The organism is Hwanghaeella grinnelliae, assembly GCF_004005845.1.
Taxonomy (GTDB): Bacteria; Pseudomonadota; Alphaproteobacteria; order UBA8366; family Aestuariispiraceae; genus Hwanghaeella; species Hwanghaeella grinnelliae.
The window spans coordinates 17,704-40,347 of the sequence record NZ_SADE01000003.1 but is presented as its reverse complement, the minus strand read 5'-3'; the positions used below and the strand labels follow the sequence as shown (position 1 = coordinate 40,347).

At 58.5% G+C, this 22,644-nt stretch carries 21 protein-coding genes and 1 pseudogene; 9 read left to right on the top strand and 13 right to left on the bottom strand.

The window, feature by feature from the left end:
• Positions 1–2 precede the first annotated feature (2 nt).
• From EOI86_RS17265 to EOI86_RS17240, 7 genes and pseudogenes are all read right to left on the bottom strand, one after another.
• A complete protein-coding gene (locus tag EOI86_RS17265; protein ID WP_240035716.1) occupies positions 3–2,033 on the bottom strand; it encodes a penicillin-binding transpeptidase domain-containing protein in 2,031 nt (676 codons plus the stop codon).
• Positions 2,030–2,452, bottom strand: coding sequence for a cell division protein FtsL (gene ftsL / locus EOI86_RS17260; RefSeq protein ID WP_127766593.1), 423 nt, complete (start codon positions 2,450–2,452; stop codon positions 2,030–2,032). Before ftsL ends, EOI86_RS17265 begins: the two co-directional genes overlap by 4 nt.
• A complete protein-coding gene (gene rsmH / locus EOI86_RS17255) occupies positions 2,449–3,426 on the bottom strand; it encodes a 16S rRNA (cytosine(1402)-N(4))-methyltransferase RsmH (protein ID WP_127766591.1) in 978 nt (325 codons plus the stop codon). The genes ftsL and rsmH overlap by 4 nt, the downstream gene beginning before the upstream one ends.
• Positions 3,423–3,722 (bottom strand): division/cell wall cluster transcriptional repressor MraZ, encoded by a 300-nt coding sequence (locus tag EOI86_RS24800; RefSeq protein WP_240035715.1) that lies wholly within the window; start codon positions 3,720–3,722, stop codon positions 3,423–3,425. The genes rsmH and EOI86_RS24800 overlap by 4 nt, the downstream gene beginning before the upstream one ends.
• A gap of 123 nt (positions 3,723–3,845) precedes the next feature.
• Positions 3,846–3,899, bottom strand: a pseudogene (locus EOI86_RS24975) (hypothetical protein); the annotation flags it as partial.
• 472 nt (positions 3,900–4,371) lie between these two features.
• Entirely contained in the window at positions 4,372–5,652 is a 1,281-nt protein-coding gene (locus EOI86_RS17245) for an MFS transporter (protein ID WP_205032247.1), read from the bottom strand.
• A 30-nt stretch (positions 5,653–5,682) separates the two neighbouring features.
• Entirely contained in the window at positions 5,683–6,150 is a 468-nt protein-coding gene (locus EOI86_RS17240; protein WP_127766589.1) for a MarR family winged helix-turn-helix transcriptional regulator, read from the bottom strand.
• 182 nt (positions 6,151–6,332) lie between these two features.
• On the opposite strand from EOI86_RS17240, the gene mtnA reads away from it, so the two are divergent.
• The 5 genes from mtnA to EOI86_RS17215 all read left to right on the top strand — a co-directional run bounded on the left by mtnA (position 6,333) and on the right by EOI86_RS17215 (position 12,762).
• Entirely contained in the window at positions 6,333–7,412 is a 1,080-nt protein-coding gene (gene mtnA, locus EOI86_RS17235; RefSeq protein ID WP_127767571.1) for an S-methyl-5-thioribose-1-phosphate isomerase, read from the top strand.
• Between the two features lie 186 nt (positions 7,413–7,598).
• The gene (locus EOI86_RS17230) at positions 7,599–9,143 is read left to right on the top strand and encodes a trimethylamine methyltransferase family protein (RefSeq protein ID WP_127766587.1); all 1,545 of its coding nucleotides are present in this window, start codon (positions 7,599–7,601) and stop codon (positions 9,141–9,143) included.
• Between the two features lie 95 nt (positions 9,144–9,238).
• A complete protein-coding gene (locus tag EOI86_RS17225; protein WP_127766586.1) occupies positions 9,239–10,216 on the top strand; it encodes a S1C family serine protease in 978 nt (325 codons plus the stop codon).
• 90 nt (positions 10,217–10,306) lie between these two features.
• On the top strand, positions 10,307–12,112 hold the full coding sequence (locus EOI86_RS17220) for an adenylate/guanylate cyclase domain-containing protein (protein ID WP_161973881.1): 1,806 nt from the start codon (positions 10,307–10,309) through the stop codon (positions 12,110–12,112).
• Positions 12,113–12,372: 260 nt separating this feature from the next.
• Positions 12,373–12,762, top strand: a complete 390-nt coding sequence (locus tag EOI86_RS17215; RefSeq protein WP_127766582.1) for a c-type cytochrome — start codon at positions 12,373–12,375, stop codon at positions 12,760–12,762.
• 68 nt (positions 12,763–12,830) lie between these two features.
• On the opposite strand, the gene EOI86_RS17210 is transcribed toward EOI86_RS17215, so the two are convergent.
• Positions 12,831–13,520, bottom strand: coding sequence for an MBL fold metallo-hydrolase (locus EOI86_RS17210; protein WP_275668597.1), 690 nt, complete (start codon positions 13,518–13,520; stop codon positions 12,831–12,833).
• Between the two features lie 276 nt (positions 13,521–13,796).
• On the opposite strand from EOI86_RS17210, the gene EOI86_RS17205 reads away from it, so the two are divergent.
• Positions 13,797–15,818: a PAS domain-containing sensor histidine kinase gene (locus EOI86_RS17205; RefSeq protein WP_127766580.1), complete on the top strand. Its 2,022-nt coding sequence runs from the start codon at positions 13,797–13,799 to the stop codon at positions 15,816–15,818.
• Between the two features lie 29 nt (positions 15,819–15,847).
• On the opposite strand, the gene EOI86_RS17200 is transcribed toward EOI86_RS17205, so the two are convergent.
• The 3 genes from EOI86_RS17200 to EOI86_RS17190 form a co-directional block, all read right to left on the bottom strand.
• Positions 15,848–16,642 (bottom strand): class II aldolase/adducin family protein, encoded by a 795-nt coding sequence (locus EOI86_RS17200; RefSeq protein WP_127766578.1) that lies wholly within the window; start codon positions 16,640–16,642, stop codon positions 15,848–15,850.
• A gap of 63 nt (positions 16,643–16,705) precedes the next feature.
• The gene (locus EOI86_RS17195; protein ID WP_161973880.1) at positions 16,706–17,452 is read right to left on the bottom strand and encodes a DUF4197 domain-containing protein; all 747 of its coding nucleotides are present in this window, start codon (positions 17,450–17,452) and stop codon (positions 16,706–16,708) included.
• Between the two features lie 77 nt (positions 17,453–17,529).
• A complete protein-coding gene (locus tag EOI86_RS17190; RefSeq protein ID WP_127766574.1) occupies positions 17,530–18,732 on the bottom strand; it encodes a mandelate racemase/muconate lactonizing enzyme family protein in 1,203 nt (400 codons plus the stop codon).
• 194 nt (positions 18,733–18,926) lie between these two features.
• On the opposite strand from EOI86_RS17190, the gene EOI86_RS17185 reads away from it, so the two are divergent.
• Together EOI86_RS17185 and EOI86_RS17180 are read left to right on the top strand one after the other, a co-directional pair.
• On the top strand, positions 18,927–20,006 hold the full coding sequence (locus tag EOI86_RS17185) for a Zn-dependent alcohol dehydrogenase (RefSeq protein WP_127766572.1): 1,080 nt from the start codon (positions 18,927–18,929) through the stop codon (positions 20,004–20,006).
• An 80-nt stretch (positions 20,007–20,086) separates the two neighbouring features.
• Entirely contained in the window at positions 20,087–20,842 is a 756-nt protein-coding gene (locus EOI86_RS17180; RefSeq protein WP_127766570.1) for an SDR family oxidoreductase, read from the top strand.
• Positions 20,843–20,917: 75 nt separating this feature from the next.
• On the opposite strand, the gene EOI86_RS17175 is transcribed toward EOI86_RS17180, so the two are convergent.
• A complete protein-coding gene (locus EOI86_RS17175; RefSeq protein ID WP_127766569.1) occupies positions 20,918–21,418 on the bottom strand; it encodes a cupin domain-containing protein in 501 nt (166 codons plus the stop codon).
• A gap of 227 nt (positions 21,419–21,645) precedes the next feature.
• On the opposite strand from EOI86_RS17175, the gene EOI86_RS17170 reads away from it, so the two are divergent.
• Positions 21,646–22,098 (top strand): tetratricopeptide repeat protein, encoded by a 453-nt coding sequence (locus EOI86_RS17170; protein ID WP_127766567.1) that lies wholly within the window; start codon positions 21,646–21,648, stop codon positions 22,096–22,098.
• A 36-nt stretch (positions 22,099–22,134) separates the two neighbouring features.
• Here the strand turns inward: EOI86_RS17170 and EOI86_RS17165 are convergent, their stop codons facing one another.
• Positions 22,135–22,620 (bottom strand): flavodoxin family protein, encoded by a 486-nt coding sequence (locus EOI86_RS17165; protein WP_240035714.1) that lies wholly within the window; start codon positions 22,618–22,620, stop codon positions 22,135–22,137.
• Positions 22,621–22,644 lie beyond the last annotated feature (24 nt).

The following is a 22,644-nucleotide window of genomic DNA, read 5'->3' as shown; positions in this document are numbered from 1 at the left end:
CTCTATTGTCTGAGGGAGGCCAAGCTGGCACCCATTTGTGGCGGCAGAATGGCGAAGTGTTGGCGAACCTCAGGCGCGTCCGCATCGGTCGGCTTGATACCCATCATCGGCGCAAGGCGGCGCACGACATTGCCGACAACCGGGGCCGCAACCCAACCGCCGGTGGCGTAACCATAAGTCTCTTTAATGCCGTGCGGCTCGTCCAGAACAACGTAGACGGTGTAGCGTGGCGCATGCATCGGGAAGGCCCCGACGAAACTGGAAATCAGCGACTTGCCGCGATAACCGCCTGACACCGCCTTTTCCGCGGTGCCGGTCTTGCCGCCAACGACATATCCTTCCGCCTGCGCGTTCTTGCCCGACCCTTCGATCCCATTCAAATGCATCAAGGCGCGGATCGCGTTGCTGGTTTTTTCCGATATGACACGCTTGCCATGCGGCGCTTCCGTCGCCTTCAGAACAGTCGGACGATATAGCGTCCCACCGTTTACCATTGCCGAAACACCGGTCGCCAGATGCAAGGGGCTGACCGCAAGCCCGTGCCCGAAGGAAATCGTCATCGTGTTTACGGGACGCCAGACCGCAGGGCTTTGCGGGTATCCGACTTCCGGAACTTCCACGTCGAGCGGCTTCAGGAAGCCGATCTTGTCGAAGAAGCGTTTCTGTTCCGGTCCGCCGACATCCAGGGCCATTTTCGCGGACCCGATATTCGAGGAATAGATGAATATTTCCGGCACCGAGAGCCAACGGTTCTTGGCATGATAATCGGTGATATTGAACCGGCCGACGCGGATCGGTTTGGTCGCGTCATAGCTGCTGGTGAGAGAGACGGAGCCGGACTCGAGGCCGAGCGCCGTATTAAAGATCTTGAAGGTGGAGCCAAGTTCGTAGACCCCTTTGGTCGCCCGGTTGAACAAGGACTCGTCATCCAGGGCGATAGGCTCGTTCGGGTCGAAGTCCGGCAAGGAAACCATGCCTAAAACTTCCCCGTTATGGACATCCATGACGATCGCCGCGCCGCCGACGGCACTGAACTTCGAAATCGCCGCGCCCAGTTCTTCCCGCAGCATGTGTTGTACGCGCACATCGAGCGACAATTGCAGGGGCTCCGTGCCCTCCTGCAGGTCCGTGTCGAAGCGCAGTTCCAACCCGGCGATACCGTTATTGTCCGTGTCCGTCTGCCCAAGGATATGGCCAAAAAGCGGGCCATGCGGATAAATCCGTGTCTGTTTTCTGTCGAAATCGATCCCAGGCAAGCCTAGGGCATTGACGTCGTATTGCTGTTGCGGTGTCAGAGTCCGCATCAACGGCACAAAGCGGGATTTTTTGCGCAGTTTGTCTTCGGTTGCCTTCGGGTCCAGCGTGGGGAGGACTGCGGCCAGCTTATAGGCCGTTTCCCTTGGGTTCTGGACGTATTTGGGGTCCGCGATCAGGGAAACGGTGGACAGGTTCGTGGCCAGAAGCACGCCATTGCGGTCGACGATGCCTGCCCGCTCGCTCTTCGGGGCCGGGACGGTCGCCGCAACCTTGGAAGCCGGCTCCGTCGGAGCGCGCATGGCGGTGACATCCACCAAACGCGCCCCGATCACCGCGAAGGCCAGGGTGATGACGGTGCCGGTAATCAAAAGACGGGTGCGACCGGTTTCCATAGCCGATCGAAATACGCCGTCGCGTTGCGCGCCGTCCTTCCCGAAGGAGGGGCGACGGGTGTCGGCGGCGACCGGGGTCTTCCGCTCCGTGGGTGCGGATTTAGACCGTGCCGGCGCAATCTTGGCCCGCACCGAAAAGCCTTTGCGCTCCGCGCGGGCGCGCTCGGGCCTCTTGTCGCTGCGGACTTCGGTCTGAGCGGCCTGTTCCGGTTCGCGGCGCTCGATGATCAATTTCTTCCGAGGAGGCTGCGCCTGCGAGGCATCGTCACTCGTTCGATCCTTCTTGGTCAGCCGGGGCTCGACCCGCGTTTCGGGTGCTCCGATGCTGCGGGCGACACGTTCTTCCGCATCGGTTCCGTCGTTTTTTGTGGCACGAAGGATCATTCTTGTCCTCCCAAGGTCATCGCGCCGGTGCGCAAGCCGCTCCGACGGGGGGCGATGACAGCGGGCGCTTCTGCGCCCTGTGTGGTCAGGCCGGTCGTTTCGGTCAGGGGGATATCCAGCGCCGCTGATGGCGGGATTTCCGAAGGAAAGGGGATGTCCTCCATCGCGACCAACTGCTCGATGGTCGGCGGGGCCAGGTGCGGCAGAAATTGACGGGCCAAATCCTCGATCCGATCAGGCCGGTTGAGGTAAGTCCATTCTGCCTCCAGCACGTGCTGGGCTTCCCGCTCACGCTCGATATTGCTGTTGATGGCAGCCAGTTCGGACTCCAGGTCCTCCACCGCGAAGGCGATGCTGAACAGGGCGAAACCGCTGGCGACGCAAAGTGTGATCCAGACGAGTGCGGCGGTAATCTTCATGCCCGTTTCCCTCTGACGCTTTTCGGGCGGTCGGCGGCCCAGGCGGGCGCATCGGTCCGCACGGCAACACGCAAACGGGAAGACCGGCAGCGCGGATTGGCGCGCATTTCTGCTTCACTCGGCTTGATCGTGCCGCGCTTGGCCAGCGTGAAGGTGGGCTTGGGGGCGTCCGGGGCGGGACCGGGAAGATGTCGTGAGATTCCTTTCGCACCGGAACGCGCGCTCAAGAAGGCTTTCACCCGTTTGTCTTCCAAACTGTGGAAAGCAACGACGACAAGGCGACCATCCGGGCGCAAAAGCCGCTCGGCGGCGGCCAAGGCGCGGTCCAACTGCCCCAGCTCGTCATTCACTTGAATACGCAATGCCTGAAACGTCCGCGTTGCCGGGTCCAGGCCGTCCTTGGCCTTGCGGACCACAGACCGGACGATGTCGGCCAATTGCGTCGTCGTAGCGATCGGTTCGATATCGCGGGCCCGGACGATGGCACGCGCAACTTGGCGCGCCCGGTGTTCCTCGCCGAAATCGCGGATCAAGCGGGCCAGTTCGTCTTCGCCCCAGCTGTTCACGATATCCGCGGCGGTCGGGCCTTCATTGCCCATACGCATGTCCAAAGGGCCCGGCATGCGGAAGGAAAAGCCGCGCTCTGCCGTGTCGATTTGGGGGGAAGATACGCCGATGTCGAGGACGACACCGTCCAGGCTGTCGACGCCGGCACCGGCCAGCAGGTCTTCCATGTCGCCGAATTTGCCGCAGAGGATGGTGAAGCGGCCTGGAAACTCCGCATCCACCTTCTGGGCTTGTTCAATCGCACTCGGGTCGCGGTCGATGGCCCACACACGGCAGTCGGCCGCCCGAAGGATAGCGCGGCTGTATCCGCCGCGGCCGAACGTGCCGTCCAGGTAAATACCGCCGTCGCGCGGGGCGAGCGCATCGATCATTTCGTTCAACAGGACGGGGATATGCTGTTCGGTCATGCCCCGCCTCCCGGTCCCGAACGCAATTTCAGGGTAAGTCCCTTGGCGCGTTCGCGCGCCTTATTGGCATAGCTTTCATACGTTGAGGGGTCCCAGATTTGAAAGCGTTTGGACTTGCCCACGAACAGCGCCTTGCCACCGATATCGGCGTGGGACTGGAAGCGGGGCGGCAGGATGAAGCGGCCGGTGCTGTCATAAGAAACAGGAAGGGCATCGGCCACGATTTGACTCAACGCCTCTTCTTCTTCCGAGAACAGCTCCGCTTGCGCTTCGATACTTTCGGCAACCATGTCCATGAAACTCTCATCTGCGGCCTCCAGGCCCGGAGAGTTCGGGGACGGAAAAATGTAAAAGGACCGTTCGGAGCCGGACCCTCCGGCGGCTTGGGACAAGCGGTCACGGAACGGCGCCGGCAAAGAGACTCTCCCCTTGCTGTCGACCTTGTTCTCGTATGTCCCTGTGAACAGCGGCATTTTCCGCGTCACCCCTGAATGCATGAAAACCAAAAAAACGATAAACGGCGGATTTTTCTGGGGCCGGCCATTGGCCGGGATCCGTTAAAACTCCGTGTCCGCCGGCTGACGACGAAGGTCGATTTGCTCTCGGCAAATGCGGCCGGCGCCGTCGCGCCGTGCCCAAACCGGTCGCACCTGCCCCCAGAGTGGTGTGATTTGGGTATTGATGGGATATCATGGGAATTTACGTCTCGTCAATGGAAAGCAGTGTAAAAGCCTGGGAATTCTGCGGCTTTCAGGGCTTTCTGTTTGATCTCTTTTTGTTCTATTTTAGGCGTGATGTCGGCGAAATATCCGATTTTATCCGGAACAAATAGAAAACAATTACAGCATGGGCACGCTTGCCCAATTCGGGGAATGCCGATCAGGAAGAGGAGCGGAGTTGGCTATACCAGGGGCAGGGCATTCTATCGCCGTGCCGGGACGGCTGCTATTCCAGCGGTTCCCGGCTGCGATCACGCATCCAGATTAGACTGACGGCGGCGATCAACCCGGCGACGACCATGAACAGCCCAGGCAAGGCGTCGTACCCGGTGACCGATATCAACCAAGTAACAAGGGCGGGCGTAGCGCCGCCGACGAGACCCATGCCGACATTGAATGACACGGAATAACCCGAGAGGCGGTCCCTGGTCGGAAATAACTCCGTAAACAGGGCCGGACCGATGCCGCAGGGAAAGGCGATGAGCAGTGCGAAAACAATCTGCGCGACCCCGGCTACAATCGGATCACCCGTCTTGATGAAGTGGAACATCGGAATAGCCAGTCCGGCCAGCGTCAGCATGACCGCCACCAAGACATGCGTACGCCGGAAATACCGGTCGGAAATCCAGCCGGCTAATGGGATGATCGGAATCAGCAACGCGGTTGCCAGCGTGTTCCAAGGCATCGCGTCCTTCAGCGCAAGGGGCGTGTAGTGCGATAGCCATGTCGGAAGATACACAAGGATTAGGTAATAGAGTGACCCATAGGAAGCGGCGAACAGGGTCCCTTGCATCATCTGTCGACGATTGTTCAAAAATGCTTCCGCCAGGGGTGAGGTTTTGCCGCGCTCGGCGACATGCTTGGCGAAATGTTCCGACTTCGGCAGGTGACGACGCAGGTAGATGGCGCTGACGCCAAGAACGCCACCGAACAGGAACGGCAGGCGCCATCCCCATTCGTGAAGATCGGCCGGATTCAGAAACCAGGTGACGGCTGCGGCCATGCCTGACCCAAGCAGGGAACCCATAAGGCTGCCGACATTGGCAAAGCTACCCGATAGGCCTCGTTGCCCGGGCGGAGATGTCTCCACCAGATAGGTGACGGAACTGGAAAACTCGCCACCGACCGAAAGGCCCTGCGCCAGCCTGATGATCACTAGGAAGATGGGCGCGGCGATTCCGATGGTCGCATAAGTGGGCAATAGGCCGAGCGCGACCGTGGGTACGACCATCATCGATACGGAAATCATCATCGTCGCGCTGCGCCCGGTCGTATCGCCCAGCCATCCGAACAGCGCCGATCCTATTGGCCGCATGATGAAACCGGCGGCGAAGGTTCCGTAAACGGCCAGGAGAGAGGCGACCTTGCTGTCACCGGGGAAGAACAAATGCGCCAGGATTGCCGCCATGTATCCGTAGAGCGCGAAATCGTACCACTCCATGACATTGCCGATAACGCCGGCAATGACCGCGACCTTTCTCTTGTGTTGTGGCAGATGGAAAACCATTGCGCCTGTCAGGCTCCCAACTGTTTCGCCTCAACCTTCCGTGCGCACGGTTTCCGCGGCGCGTTGCAGCCGTGTCATCAACCGCACGAAGGCTTCGTGGTCTTCTGCAGAGAATGCGTCGAGCAGTCGGTTTTGCAGGGAACGGATATCGCCGGCCGCTTTCTCGAAAGTCGCGACGCCGTCCTCCGTCAGTTCCAGGGGACGTTTCCTACGGTCGTTCCGGTCCGTGCTTCGGACAACCAACCCTCTTTCCAAGAGGGCGTTCAGCGATCGGCTGACCCAACCTTTGTCGACGCCGCTTGTATCCGCGACCGATTGCGCCGTGGCGCCTTCTACGGCTGCGATATGGGCCAGGATCCGCCATTCGTTCAACGAAAGCGAATGCGCGTCTTCCAACTCCTTACTGACCAACTGCGTTATCGCGGCCGAAAGAGACTGGACTTTCGCCGGTATGAAATCTTCATATCGGAAGTCGCGATATTGGGACGGTCTCGGCAAGTCGAACGGCTCCTATAGAATACGGCCCGATACAGGTATAGGCTTTGGCCGAAACATGATGAAGAGGCAAGACTGTTGCGGGCGCAACAAAACAGCGCACCCACAGTCTCATGAGGCTGGTCACGCAGGCTGGCCTGCCTTTTTTGGGGGAAAAAATGACTGCTGCACCGACGCAATCGGATATGGGGTTTTCGACGATTCATCTGTCCGAGGACGGGTGGTCAGTCGATATTTTGGATCAAACGCTGCTTCCGCATGAATTCAAGACGGTTCGCTTGACCACGATGGCCGAAGCGGCGGTGTCGATTCGGGACATGCTGGTGCGTGGCGCCCCTTTGATCGGTGCGACGGCGGCCTACGGCATGGCGTTGGCAATGCGACAGGACCCGAGCGACGCAAACCTGCAGGACGCCTATGATCGATTGCTGGAAACACGGCCGACAGCGGTCAATCTGCGCTGGGCGTTGGATGACATGAAGGCTGTGTTGAAGAATTGTGCGGAGGCTGACCGTGAATCGGCGGCCTATGACAGGGCCGCCCATGTCGTGTTGGAAGACAATTCAATCTGCTTCGGCATTGGCGAGCATGGGCTGAAGCTGATCCGTGATATCTATCAGAAGAAAGGCGGCAATGCGCCGGTTAACATCCTGACCCATTGCAACGCGGGTGCGCTTGCCACCTGTGGCCTGGGCACGGCGACGGCCCCCATCTATCTTGCGAAAATTGATCACATTCCCGTTCATGTCTGGGTCGACGAAACCCGTCCCCGCAATCAGGGCGCTGCGCTGACGGCCTGGGAACTCGGCCGTTCGGGTATCGAGCATTCCTTGATCACCGACAATACCGGCGGTCATCTTATGCAGCACGGCATGGTGGACATGTGCATTGTTGGAACGGACCGGACGACGGCGTCCGGTGACGTTTGCAACAAAATCGGCACGTATCTGAAAGCCTTGGCGGCGCATGACAACGGGGTGCCTTTCTATGTCGCGCTTCCGTCCACCACCATCGATTGGACGGTCAATGACGGGGTTAAAGAAATTCCAATTGAGGAACGCGCGGGCGAGGAAGTAACCCAGGTTCGCGGCCTAACGGCGGATGGCACGATCCAGACCGTGACGGTACCGCCTGTAACGACATGCGCCGCGAATTATGCTTTCGATGTAACACCGGCGCGGCTGGTGACGGGCCTGATCACCGAACGCGGTGTGGCACCGGCCACGCGCGACGGGCTGAAGAGTATGTTTCCTGAACAAGCTTGATAGTTTGCGTCGCATTCCGACCAAACAATATTTGCCTCTGGTGCATCTTTTTTCGTATTGCCGGATTGGGGTGGGGCGTGTTCCGGTGATGCGATCGGACGGTTGGGGACACAATCTTCAACGCAAGCCGGTATTCCCGAAATTCGAATATGATCGACTGAAAAGTCCGACAAAGGGAGAGTGCGTATGGCACGGCGGCCACGGGCGGAAGGCAAGGCTAGAGCGAGAGAGCGGACATCGCCTGCCGGTAGTTTGAAACAACTGCCATTTAGCACATACCGGAACCCCTATGCGCCGATTGAGGTCGTGTCGGCCGATCAATTGGAAGCGGTTCATCTGGCATCGCTGCAGGTGTTGGAAGAAATCGGGATGAATTTCCTGCTGCCGGAAGCCAAGGAAATCCTCAAAAAGGCCGGCGCGGATGTCGACCCGAACAGCGACCGTGTGCGTTTCGACCGCGGTTTGATAGAGCAGGCGATCGCAACGGTCCCGCCCGTCTTCACGCTGCATTCGCGCAATCCGGAAAGGGCCCGGGAAATCGGTGGAAACGCGATCAATGTGACCAGCATCGCCAGCCCGCCGAACGCCATAGACATGTCCGGTGGCCGCCGGCCCGGCAACAGGACAGATTTCGGGAACTTTCTGCGCCTAAGCCAGTACTTCAACATTTGTCATATGTTGGGCGGCTATCCGGTCGAACCGACTGATATGCCGGTTCCGATGCGGCATCTTGAAGCAATGCAGATGATGCTGGAACTGACCGACAAGGTCGTTTTCGGCTATTCGCTTGGGCGGGATCGTATCCTCGACGTCATCGAAATGGCGCGCATAGCGCGCGGTATCAGCGAGGAACAATTGCTGCGGGAGCCGAGTATCTGGACCATCGTCAATACGAACTCGCCCCTGCAATTGGATATACCGATGTTGTGGGGAATGATTGAAATGGCGAAGCGCAATCAGCCCGTCTGCGTGACACCATTCACCCTGGCGGGCGCGATGGCGCCGGTGACGATGCCGGGCGCGGTGGTGCAGCAGAATGCGGAGGCGCTGGCCGGTATCGCCTTCCTTCAGATCGTCAATCCGGGGGCGCCGGCCGTCTATGGCGGGTTCACCTCGAATGTAGACATGAAGACAGGGTCGCCTGCATTCGGTACGCCCGAATACGCGAAGGCGACATTGTTGGGCGCACAGTTGGCGCGTCGGTACAATTTTCCCTTCCGGGCGTCGAACGTGAATGCTTCCAACGCGCCGGATGCGCAGGCGACCTATGAATCCGTAAATTCCGCCTGGTCAGTCGTGATGGGGCACACGAATATCGTGATGCATGGTCTTGGTTGGCTGGAGGGCGGGCTGAGCGCTTCGTTTGAAAAGTTCATCATCGACGTGGAAATCATGCAGATGATGGCACAATTCATGGAGCCGCTTGTCATCGACGACGCGACACTGGGCCTCGATGCGATCCGAGAAGTCGGCCCAGGTGGGCATTTCTTCGCGGCGCAACACACCCTTGAACGGTACGAGACGGCGTTCTATGCACCGTTCCTGTCCGATTGGCGCAACTATGAAACATGGCAGGATGCCGGCTCGCTTGATGCGACAACGCGAGCACACCAGATTTACAAGAAAGTTCTGGCCGATTTCCGGGCGCCGTCAATGGATGTTGCGGTAGCGGAAGAGCTCGGCGCATTCGTTTCCAAGCGAAGGGAAGAGGGCGGCGCGCCGATGCAGTGACGCTTTTGACCGATACGCCATGGCGTTTTGGGCGCCGGTCGTGCCAGAATGTTATTTGAATCGGAACCGAAGAGTTTCGGGAAAGGCACGTCAGAATGGCTGATGAACAAGATTGGGCGATTGCAGAGGACAACCAACCCCGTCCGGAGAATCTGGACTATGATTTGACGGTGGCTCTGGGATCTCTGTTCACGCTTCGGTCGGAAATTCCGGAAGACGCCTTTACGGCGCATGCGCTTGGGACCGAGCGTGCCGGGACAGCTGTGCTGGTGAATGCCCAAGGGTTGTTGCTGACCATTGGCTATCTTGTCGCTGAAGCGGAAAAACTTTGGATCATCGGGCAGGATGGGGCCGCAGTCGAAGGCCATCCCATCGCCTATGACTTCACCACCGGGTTTGGACTGGTGCAGGCACTTGGAAAACTGTCTCACCCGCCCCTGACACTGGGGAACTCGTCTGCCGTCCATGTCGGCGACAGAGTGGTGTTCGCGAGCGCGGGCGGCCTGGACCACGCCTTGGCCGCGCAGGTCGTTTCAAAGCGTGAATTCGCGGGCTACTGGGAATACGTGCTCGACGAGGCGATGTTCACGACGCCGGCGCACCCGTTTTGGGGCGGCGGCGCGATGCTGAACGACAAGGGTGAACTGGTCGGAATCGGCTCTCTCTATGTCGGCGATGCGCGCGGCCATGGCATGCCGTCCGAAGGAAATATGATCGTACCGATCGATTTGGCTAAGCCGTTGTTGGAAGAAATCGCGAACGAGGGCCGTGTCAGCATTCAGTCGCGACCATGGTTGGGATTCTACACGGCGGAAGCGGAAAACCATCTTATCATCGCGGGAATCGCACCTAACGGCCCGGCGGAAAAGGCGGGCGTGGAGACAGGCGACGTCGTGCTTGAGATTGCAGGTTCGCCGGTTGGGGATCTTGCGGATTTGTTTCGGACGATCTGGTCCTTGGGCGATGCCGGTGTGACCGTCCCCTTGACCCTGGTTCGGGATGGTGCGCGCGTCACGGTGAAAGTGCCGTCGGCTGACAGGAATGACTTTCTAAAGTCGCCTCGGTTGCACTGACCAGGCAGTGGATTTCGTTTAAGTTTATTTAACGAAATCGGGTCGATGCTTGGCCCGCTATTCATGACATCAATGGGGTCGGGGGACGGCGTGGCCGAAATACAGAGCATTCCGCAGGATGACGAGGCAACCTGGGAACGACCGACCCGCGTTCCGGGCATGTCTCTCGGGTTGAAGATTTTCGGGGCGTCCCTCGTCCTTGTCGTCTTGATGATCCTGGTTTCGGCAGCCTCCATCGTCATGGTGGGGCAGGTCCGGCATGAATTGCAGGTCGAGGCGCTTGTCTTCCAACCGCTCGCCGATGACATCGCGGATATCGAGACCGCCGTGCTTGAGGCGGAGGTTTTGGTCGAGCGCCTGCGGATCGACATGATCGAAAACAGTCTTGATCCCGATATGGCCGCGGCGGTTGCCCGGGAAACGGTCGCCCTTCATGACGAGATTGAAGACGAAATTCTCCACGTCAGGGATTTGCTGAACGATCATCAGGAGAATGTTCTCGACAGTGATTCAAAGGTCGTCGTCGCGACCATCACGGCGCGTCTGGAAGCGGTGGACCGCAACCATGAAGCGTATCACTCGGCCATGGAGAAGATGACCGAAAACATTCGCCAAGGCGATATGAAACTGGCACGTGCCTTCAACGATATCATGTCCCGTGAAGAGCGTGAAATCTACTACACACTGGAACTGATACGCGCTGAAATCCAGTCTTACGTGACCCAGTCGCTCCAAAAGGTACTGCGCCTTCAGAACGTTTTGAATTGGCTGATCGGTGTTCTGACCGCGGCGGCCGCATCGCTCGGTCTTTTGCTTGCCTGGGTTATTTCACGCCGGATCGTCCAACCGGTTCATGACCTTGTCGATCGAATGCATGACGTACAGACAGGCAATCTCGATATCGAGGCAAAGGCCAGCACCAAGGATGAGTTGGCTTGGCTCGCCAACGGCTTCAACGAAATGGTTGCGGGCCTGCGGGCAAAGGATCGAATTACGGAAACCTTCGGTAAATATGTCGATGCGCGTGTCGTGCAGGGCTTAATCGGAAATCCGGCGATGACGCGGCCGGGCGGCGATCGCCGGACGATGACTGTGTTTTTCACCGATCTGGCCGGTTTCACCAGCCTGTCGGAAATGCTGACGCCAGATGTCCTGGTTCGGTTGCTCAATGAGTACTTCTCGACCATGTCCGAGCCGATCCGGCATGAGGACGGCGTCATCGACAAGTTCATCGGCGACGCGATCATGGCCTATTGGGGCCAGCCATTTGTGGAGGAAACGGCCCAAGCGACGAACGCGGTACAGGCAGGCCTGATGCAACGCCGTCTGATCCATGAATTCCGGGAAAAGGTTCCGGAAATCCTGGGCGTCCATTTGGACAACCTCGATATCGACATGCGGATCGGTATCGCCACCGGGCCGGCGGTTGTCGGAACGGTCGGGTCGCGGGCGCACCGGAACTATACGGTGATGGGCGACATCGTGAACCTTGCGTCCCGGCTTGAAGGGGCCTGCAAGAATTACGATTTGCATTTCCTCGTCGACGAGGAGACCTGGCGGCGGACCGATGGTGTGCTGTTCCGTGAAATCGACTCTCTGCGCGTGAAAGGCCGGAAAATGCCGGTGCGTATCTTCCAGCCGCTGACGACCTTTGCATTGTTGGATGAGCAGCCGGAAAAACGCGCGACGATGCAATCCGTCGTGAAAGCCTTTGAAGATGGCCTAGCCGCCTATCGTGCCCGTGAATTCAGTGCCGCTGAAACAGCATTCAGGCATTGTCTGTCGATTTGGCCGGATGATGCCGTTTCCACGATGTTCCTGAAGCGGTTGGAGCATTTGCGTGTCGATTCACCCCCGGAGGATTGGGACGGTGTCTGGACACTGGATCACAAATAGTCCTCAGCGGCGGCATATCCGGTCCGATCGTGGGTCGTGGGCTGACATGTTTGTGACTCGATATGATGGGCTGTTCCCAAACCACCTATGTTAGGCGGAATGAACTGTGCGGAGTACTGCCGTGTGCGATCTGAAAAAACGCCAGCGTGCACTAAGGTAGGTATTTGGTCGCAGGTACAGGACTGTTAATCAGAGTATCAGCGCGATAAATTCGCGAAAGAACGTACCTGAACCGGGTTGGACAAAATAGGGAAGAGATCATGAAGGTAAGGAATACGGTGATTGCAGGTCTTGGGGCGCTGTTTGTTTTTGGCCTGGGCGCGCCCGCGATGGCGGATGGCGACGCCGCGGCGGGCAAAAAGGTCTTCGCGAAGTGTCGCGCTTGCCACAAGTTGGAAGCCGGCAAGCACGGTGTTGGGCCGTCGCTGCACAACATCGTTGGGCGTGAAGTTGCCACCGCGGATGGCTTTACTAAGTATTCCAAGGCGATGAAGGCGTTTGGTGAAGGTAAAACCTGGGATGAGGACCTGTTGAACAGTTTCCTCGAAAAGCCGAAGGGACTTGTCAAAGGGACGAAGATGGCGTTTCCAGGCCTGCGTAAGCCCGAACAGCGCGCGGACGTGATCGCGTATCTGAAGTCTGTCGAATAGCGATTCTGCCGTTATAGGCGTGGAAATCAGAAGAGCCGGGCGCTTTAGGCGCCCGGTTTTCTGTTTTTCTAGCGGGCGAGGGCATGGTCGCCGACGAAAGGATTCGTTTGCCGTTCGTGTCCAAAGGTCCCGGCAGGACCATGGCCCGGAATGAAGGTGACATCATCACCCAAAGGCCAGAGCTTCGTGGTGATAGACTTGATCAGGGTCGCGTGGTCACCGCGCGGAAAGTCCGTTCGCCCGATGGAGCCTTGAAATAGCACGTCGCCAACGGACGCGAGTGAAACCGCATCATTGTAGAAGATCACGTGACCGGGTGTATGGCCCGGACAGTGATAGACATCGAAGCTCACGTCGCCGACCGTGACCGTATCGCCATCCGCAAGCCAACGGTTCGGCGCGAAGCACCGTGCGTCTGGCAACCCCCATTGCGGTCCGTCCTTCTCAATCGTATCGATCCAGAAGGCGTCGTCCTTGTGCGGCCCTTCAATCGGAATGCCCGCACGCTCGGACAGTTCCGCGGCCCCGCCGGCATGGTCGATATGACCGTGCGTGATCAGAATTTTTTCCAGTGTGACACCCTGTGCCTCGACGGCTGCCAATAAACGATCGACTTCCCCGCCTGGATCGACAAAAGCGGCCTGCTTCGTCTTGGTGCACCAAAGTAACGTACAGTTCTGCTGAAACGGTGTTACTGGACACAACAAAGCGTTCAGTGGCGGTATCTCGGGATGTAACTTGTCCATATTCGTGGGCATTGCGGTCTATTCCGATTGTTACTTGATCATTATTGTCTTGGTGTTTTGCTCGTACGGCCTTATCGTTTGGGCCGAAAATTAGTGTATTGTGTGGTGCGTTCGGATTCCGTGTTCCGGGGGGCAACGGTCTGCAACGTGTTTTCAACGGCATCTCTATCCAAATTGGATCGGATGATCGATGCAAGCGTCAAAAATCTAGAAAGCACAGAAGTGTTACAATTGGCGCTTGTGGGTATATTGGGGGACAGTCTCTGACTGTTTGGGGCGAAATACGGTATGGGTAATAGGGAACAAGCATTGGCCCTATTGGCCGGTTCTCATTCGGGAACCGATTTTTTCTCGACAGCGGCTGAGGCAGTTTGCATCGGGTTCGGCTGCGAATTCGTGGGCATCGGCCTGTTGAGCAAGGACGGTTCGGACATCGTCCTGTTGGCCCAGTTCAGTTCGGACGGGGTCGAACTTCCCAAATCCTACAAACTGGCTTCGTCACCCTGCGCCGACTTGTTTCAGCGGCCGCCGGAGGAGTCGTACGGCTTCGTGCCGGATGGGTTAGCGGAAGCCTTTCCGGACTCGGACACGGTCAGCCTGTTGAGCGCATGCAGTTTCCGTGGACAAGTTTTCTACGATGAAAATGGCAAACCCGTCGGTCATGTTTTCGCGGTAAGCCGCTCGGCTGTCGAGGATTCACCGGACGATGAAGCCTTTTTCCGTCTGGTCAGCCAACGCGTCGGCGCAGAATACGTCCGGATGCGGGCGCAACAGAGGCTTCAGATCAATCAGCGTCGCTATGACCTTGCGGTCAGCCAAGCCGGCGTTTGGGATTGGGACCTGGTGAACGACACGGTCTATTTCTCACCCCGCTTTAGCGAGATGCTGGGCTTTGACCGGCCGAATTTCGACAAACTAGCACGCCGATTCCTGCTGCATCTGGTGCATGAGGAGCAACGCGACGAGTATCAGGCCGGACTGAAAGCGCATTTCGAAGAACCCGCGCAGCCCTACAACGCCGAATTACGGTTGTTGACCGCACGTCATGGCCATCGCTGGTTCCATGCCCGCGGCCAAAGCATGGTGGGTGACGACGGAAAACCGACGCGTTTCGCCGGTATCCTGACTGAGATTGAAGACCGCAAGCGCGCGGAAGTGCAGCTTCGCGAAAGTAAACGTCGTTTGTCGGAAGCGCACCGCATGGCCGGCGTCGGCAGTTGGGTTGCCTATCCGGGTGATGCGATCATGGAATGGCAGGAATCCGCCGGTACCTTGTTCGGCGATCTCCACGGTCAGGAAATCACGACCGATCAGTTCCTGGCGCGCGTGCATGAGGAAGACAGACTCAGCGTTGAAATCGCGCTGGATCATTGCCTCCGCCGCGGTCTGGCTTTTGATCTGGTGCACAGGTTCCAGACGCCGGATGGCGGACGACGCTGGCTGCATCAACACGCAGAGCCGGAATTGAATGCCGCCGGCGATGTGATCAGCGTCAAAGGGTCTACAGTCGACGTGACCAAGCTGAAACAGGCCGAGGAGAGCTTGCGGCGCGCAAAGGAAGAGGCCGAGTACGCCAACCGTGCGAAGTCGGAATTCCTGGCGAATATGAGCCACGAATTGCGGACGCCGCTAAATGCCGTTATCGGCTTCGGCTCCCTTCTTTCACAAGAGGTCTATGGCGTTCACAGCGATTCCCGATATCAGGAATATGCCGAAGATATCTGCGCGTCGGGCCAACATCTTTTGGACCTGATCAACGATATCCTCGACGTTGCCAGGATCGAAGCCGGGTCGATGGACCTGGAAGAATACGAACTGGATCTGAAGGGCATCAACGCCACCTGCCTGAAGCTAGTCGGTGGGCGCGCGACGAAGGCGAACTTGACCATTGAAACGAAGGTCGACCCTGTTGGCCTCCGTCTCTATGCCGATGGGCGGCGGGTGAAACAGATCCTGATCAATTTGCTTTCCAATTCGGTGAAATTCACACCGTCGGGTGGCTCGATCACGGTAGTATGGAGCCTGGAAAGCGAGTGCGTCATTTTGGAGGTCATCGATACGGGCGTCGGTATCGACGAAAAGATTTTGCCGCGCCTCTTCGAACCGTTCAGCCGCGGTGAAGATTCACTGACGCGGGAATATGAAGGGACGGGCCTAGGTCTTTCCCTCGTCCGAAAGCTGACCTTGTTGCATGACGGCGATGTGGTTGTGAAGAGCAAGCCGGGGGCCGGCACGACGGTCCGCGTATCCTTCCCGTCGGAACGGACGATCATGCCGAATGTCGCGCTAGCCTCCGCCGCCAGCGGTTAGTCCAAAAACCGCGTCTCCCCCTCAAACCGTCACGACATGAAACTGGGGTCCTTGCGCTGCATAAGGCGCATTAGGGCCGGCCATTCGATCGGGTTGATCGTGCCTTGCTGGGCCAGGCCGTGATCCCATTGGTGGGCGGTATGCTCGGCGACCTTGTCCGATGGGATCAATAGTTCCGCGCCTGACTGCATGGCCTGGACTTGCAGCTTGCAGGCGCGTTCCAGGTAGTAGAGCCGCCGGAACGCCTCGCCAACCGACCGGCCGACGGTGAGCAGGCCGTGATTGCGCAGGATCATGGCGTTTTTTTCGCCCAGATCTTCGATCAGGCGCGACTGTTCGTCCAGATCCGTCGCGATGCCTTCCAGGTCGTGGTAGGTGACCCGGTTGTGGAACATCATCGACTGTTGGTCCAAGGGAACCAAACCCTGCTTCATGGACGATACCGCACAGCCAGCGAGGCTATGGGTATGAATGATGCACGCGACATCGTGCCGGGCGCCGTGGATCGCAGAATGAATCACGTAGCCGGGGCCGTTCACCGGGTAGTCCGATTCATCCTGTGCGACGCCGTCCATGTCGACGCGGATCAGATTGGAGGCGGTGATTTCCGAATAATGCAGGCCGAACCCGTTGATCAGGAAGATTTCCTTACCGAAATCGTGAGAGTCGTCCGGCAGGCGAACCGTGATGTGATTGTAGACCAGATCGGTCAGGCCGAAATGGTCGATCAATCGGTAACAGCAGGCCAGTTGGACCCGCGCATCCCACTCGGCTTCGGAATATTGTGACGGGCGCGTGGCGTCCTCAACGGCATGAATGGACATGGGCTTCCTCCAGTATCTGCTTTTTGTGAAGTGTAGGACGGTCCGCTGCCGCCACCAACAGCGCTATTGCGCAAACACTTTTTGCAGCAGGTCCGTAGTCCGCTTCGCCGGGTTCTCACGGATCGCCGCTTCTTCCTGGGCGATATAGTGGAACAGGCCGCCCATTGCGGCTTCCGTCGCATGGTCGGTGAGGGAGGCCGTGACGTCCGGCGCAAAGGGGATGTTCTTGTACTTGCTCAGCATGGCGTCCATCGCCTGGATAGCGCCGACGTCTCTCAGCGTGCTGTCGATGATGGGCCGTAACCGGCTTTCGATATCGCCGCCGCCGACGCGTTTCAGGTATTGGGTCGCGGCGTCGTCCGGTCCGTTCAAAATGCCTTTGGCGTCATCAAGCGTCATGTTGCTGATGGCATTGACCAGTACTTCCTTGGCGGCGGGCATGGCTGCTTCCGCCCCCCGGTTCATACGCAACTCGACCTCATCCCCCAGGGAAGACAGGCCCAACGGTTTCATCAGGTCGCGTGCCTTCTTCAAGCTGTCGGGCAGGGGGATGAAGGCGACCGGGTCCTTGAAGAAGCCGTTGGTGGCCCCCAGGTCGGCCGTTACGTGTTCCGCGCCGACGCGTAGGGCTTCTTTCAGCCCGTCGGATACTTCGGCGGAACTAAGCAACGCGCCGGCTGCGCCGCCGCTATCGCTGCCACCAGTCCCGGACTGCAGCAGATCCTTGGCTTTGTCGAACAGGCCGGCGGCGGAAGCGGGAGCGGCTAAAAGACCGGCGCCAATGATCAAGGGGGCGATGTAACGCAGCATGGAAGGGGTCTCCATCTCTCAAACGAAAATGCGATAGTGCTTGTGCACCTTGTCCCGTCCTTTTACATGCAAAATCCCTAAATGTCCTCGCCCGGATTGACCGGATTGGCGCCCATTTCCAAATGCAGCGGCGTATCCGTATAGGGGTGTGCTTCCGCAACCTCTTCATTTAGCTCCACGCCGATTCCCGGTTCAGTCGACGGAATGACGTAACCGTCCTCCCATTGCACCGGCTTCTTCAGGATGTCGGCATGGAAGCCGCCCCAAGTCTGGATACCTTCCAGAATTAGGAAGTTGGGTGTGCAGGTCGCCAATTGGGCATTGGCGGCGCCTTCGATCGGGCCGCAATACAGATGTGGCGCGATCTGCGCGTAGTGCGTTTCCGCCATCCCTGCGATTTTCTTCGCTTCCAGGATGCCGCCGACGCGGCCGAGTGCCATTTGCAGAATGGATGCCGCCTGAAGCTGGAGCACACGGGCGAATTCGTATTTCGTTGTCAGTCGCTCGCCGGTTGCGATGGGGATTGTCGTCTGCCGGGCGACGCGTGCCATTTCTTCCGGCACCTCGGGCGGGGTTGGTTCCTCGAACCATAAGGGATCGTAGGCTTCAAGCCGGCGCGCCAGGCGGATGGCGCCGGCGGTGGTGAATTGGCCATGGGTTCCGAACAACATGTCAGCTTTCGTGCCGACCGCCTCGCGGATTTTTTTCACGAAAAGTTCTGAGCGCTCCAATGCTTCTAGCGAGGGCTGGCGCGGATCGAACACCGTGTAGGGCCCCGCCGGGTCGAATTTGACCGCAGTAAAGCCTTGGGCGACATATTCCGCCGCGCGCTGTGCCGCCGCGTCGGGGTCGCTGTAAACATGCGCGTCATCGTCGGCCTTGGGATAAATGTAGGTGTAGGAGCGGATCCGCTCATGCACCTTCCCGCCCAACAGATCGTAGACGGGCTTGTCCACCGCCTTGCCGATGATGTCCCAGCAGGCGGTCTCTATCCCGCTCAATACACCCATCAAACTGGCATCGGGGCGCAGCGTATAGCCGCTGCCATAGGTGCGACGCCACAGGGTTTCAATTTTGAAGGGATCGGCTCCAATGAAATGGCGGTCGATGACATCCTGCGCCATCTGGGCGACCGTATGGGGCCCGAAGGTGGCGCAATAAATCTCTCCATATCCGATGATGCCCGTATCGGTGACGAGTTTGACGAATAGAAAATATCGACCGCCGAAATGCGGTGGCGGATTTCCAACGACGAAAGTCTTGGCGTCTGCGATTTTCATTTTTGCGTCCTGATTTACTTTCAGATTTACTTTATGGGGCTCGGACTCGGTTGCGGCTTTGTTAGCGTGATTTCTGTCGCGCAGGGGATGAAACTTCTTCACCCCCTGCAACAAAATTCCTGCGTTAGAAACTGACTTCGGAAACCGCCAGCGACGATCTGCGCAGGATGCGCAACTATGGGGAGTGAGTAAATATGAAGGCAGCCGTTTGCCGCGAGTTCGGAAAACCCCTCTCCCTTGAGGACATAGATCTTCTGCCCGCAGGTCCCGGGGAAGTCACCGTCGACATCAAAGCCTGTGCGATATGTCACAGCGACATCTTCTTTATCGATGGCGCTTGGGGCGGAACGCTGCCGGCCGTCTATGGGCACGAAGCCGCCGGTGTCGTCCGCTCTGTCGGTGCGGGTGTTACCGCGGTAAAGCCGGGGCAGCCGGTTGTGGTGACGCTGATCCGTTCTTGCGGTCATTGCATTTCCTGCATGCAGGGTGTTCCGGTTTCTTGTGAAGGGGAGGTGCCCCTGGACAGCGCCTCTGTCCTTACGAGTAAAAGCGGTGAGCGTTTGGTCCAGGGAATGGAAACCGGCGCTTTTGCCGAGGCGGTCACCGTTCACGAATCGCAGATTGTCGCCATGCCCACAGATATGGGGTTCGATGTGGGCTCGTTGCTGGCATGCGGCGTGATCACGGGTTATGGCGCCGTCGCGAACACTGCCAAGGTGCCGCCGGGGGCCACAGTCGTGGTGATCGGCGCCGGCGGGGTCGGGTTGAACACCGTACAGGGGGCGGCGATCGCCGGGGCGCGGACAATCGTTGCCCTGGATATCAGCGATGTGAAGCTAGAGACCGCCCTGCGGTTCGGTGCGACCCACGCGGTTCAGGCCGCCGGGGATGATGCGATCGAGAAGGTGCGCGGCCTGACCGGCGGGCGCGGCGCGGATTATGTCTTCGTGACCGTCGGCGCCAAACCGGCTTTTCAACAGGCCTTCCCGATGGCGGCGCGCGGTGGGGCGATTGTCTTGGTCGGCATGCCGCCAAGCGGCGTTATGGCGGAAGTCGATCCCGGAACCGTTGCCGCATCGAACCAACGTATATTGGGATCGAAAATGGGAACCAGTCGGATCGGCGTCGATATTCCGAACCTCATCTCGCTTTACCGGCAAGGGCGCTTGAAACTGGACGAGTTGATCACGAACCGGTATCCCCTAGATGGCATAAACGAGGCGCTCGCCTCGACAAAACGGGGCGAAGCCCTGAGGAACGTCATTCTATTCTAGTCTGAACGGCACTGTTTCCCGGCCTGTCCGGGGGGGCGCCGCGGTGTCACGTGGCGGATACAATTAGGGAGGAATTTGGTATGTCAGGAAATGGCAAGGTTGCAGTGGTTACGGGCGCGGGAACGGGGGTCGGACGCGCGGCCGCCCTGGCGCTGTTGAAGGATGGGTATTCGGTGGCACTTGCCGGGCGGCGGGCAGATGTCCTGGAGGAGACGGCGAGCATGTCGGGCGCCGGCGACCGCGCCCTTGTGGTGCCGACCGATGTGGCCGACGCGGATGCGGTGCAAGCGCTGTTTGACAAGACCGTCGCGACCTTTGGCCGGTTGGACGTTACGTTCAACAACGCAGGCATGGGGGCGCCTGCCATCGACATGGATGAACTTTCCGTCGATCAGTGGAAAGCGGTTGTCGATGTGAATTTAACCGGTGTTTTCCTGTGCACGCGTGCTGCTTTCGGCATCATGAAGAACCAGGATCCGCAGGGTGGCCGCATTATCAACAACGGGTCGATTTCCGCGCATGTGCCGCGGCCGTTCTCAATAGCTTATACGGCGACGAAACACGGGGTGACCGGCATCACCAAGACGACCGCGTTGGACGGCCGTCGGTACAATATCTGCTGCAATCAGATCGATATCGGAAATGCAGCGACGCCGATGACCGAACGCATGACCGAAGGTGTTCCGCAGCCTGACGGCACAACGAAAGTCGAACCTCGGATGGATGTCGCCCATGTCGGTGACGCTGTGGTTCAAATGGCGTCTTTGCCCTTGGATACGTCGATCCAGACCATGACGATCATGGCGAACTTGATGCCCTTCATGGGGCGCGGCTAAGCCAACATTGCCGGCTATCCGGAACAAAAAACGCCGCGGCTCTGGCCGCGGCGTTTTTCATGCCAGATGCGGCTTTTAAGCGGGCTCCATCGGCGTGCGGTCAATCTTGTCGGTATTGGCCCCTTCGATTCGCAACAGCCGCGTGGGATGTTCCCGCAAGGGGGCGTGTATGTCGCCCGGTTCATAAAGGTGCGCATCACCCGGTTTCATGACGTAGCTCCTGGTTTGCCGCACTTTGCCCGGTTTTCCGTCCGACGGTGGGGTTATCATCTCCCAATCCGTCATCTCCGTTTCGCCTTCCGCCTGTCCGTATATCGCCCAGGTGGGACCATGATCATGCGGGGCGCCCTTGGCGGCACCGTCATAGGTGTGGATACAGACGCAGAAACCTAGATCGGGGTCTTCATAGGCGATCTTCCGTTTCTCAGTAGAGCTAAGGATGTAAGTCGAAACGAATTCCTTGTCCGCCAAGGCTTCCCGGACCAGTCCGCACACGGCTTCCCAACCGGGTTTTCCCGGCTGTTCCGTCAGCACTGTTTTGCAGGATGCGGCAAAGCTTTCCAAAGTCGTCGACATTGTTTTGTCTTTCAATTGTTGTGGGAGCGTTTCCTCGATTGGCTAAAACCCTATCCAATGGGGGATCAGCAGGAAAGGCGCTAATTGTCAGGCATTCTCGGTAAAAATCTTTGATCGCAATCAATTCGCCTTGGTATAATGATACGCGTGTTGGGGGTGTATCGATAAACCGTCCTGGTTGGGCTTCGGGAACCGAGCCGGAGACATTTGATGGAGGAGAATCCCTCATGCCATTTTTTCGAATTCTTGCAGCGTCGACCATTTCCCTCGGAATTCTATGCTCCGGTCAAAGCTGGGCCGATGCCCCGGACAAGCCGGAAGACTTCATGCGCCGAGCCACGGCTGCCATCAAGAAAGAGAATTACCGATACGCCGTGTATCAGTTGAAGGATGCGTTGAAGCTGGATCGGCAAAACCCGGACATATGGAACATGTTGGGATTCAGTTATCGTATGCAGGGCGCAGAGAAGTTTGATTTGGCGTGGGACGCGTATGAGCGCGCGCTCACATTGGACCCCGATCATATCGACGCCAACGAGTATCTTGGCGAGTTGTATCTGCAGCAGGGTCAGATGGATTTGGCGAAGGAGCAACTGGCGAAGCTCGACGCTCTGTGCCCGTCCGGCTGTAAGGAGCGGGACATGCTGGCGAAAGCTATCGCCGACAAGGCAGGGTCGTAATTACGGTTTTTTTGCAATGTTGAGCCTGGCGATCGGCTAAAACACACCGGCTTCCAAGCCGGCAGCCATCGTCAGGCCCAATTCCTCACACTGCGGGACAAACCCCTCATCCCAGTCGCCGCGGCATATCAATGGGTCCATCACAGCTTTCCAACGCAATCCGGTAACGATGGTCTCGACGCCCTTGCGGGTCCCTGTGCCGTCGTGTCCCGCGCGGATGAACAGGCAGTACGGCGTGCCTTGCTTTGCCTCCAAGACGGGATAGTAACACCGATCGAAGAAGTCCTTCAGCGCGCCAGACATATACCCAAGGTTTTCCGTCGTTCCCAAGATGATCGCGTCGGCGGCCATGACATGGTCGGGCGTCGTCTCGAAGGGAGACAGGCACGTGACGGCTATTCCGGAAACATCGGGATGGCTCGCGCCCTTGGCGACCGCGTCCCGCAGCCGTTTTGTATTGGGTGACGGGGCGTGTATGACCGCCAGTAGTGTTTTCTCGCCGCTCATTGCTTCAGTCTTCACGACGCCGTCCGGCGCGGCAATACC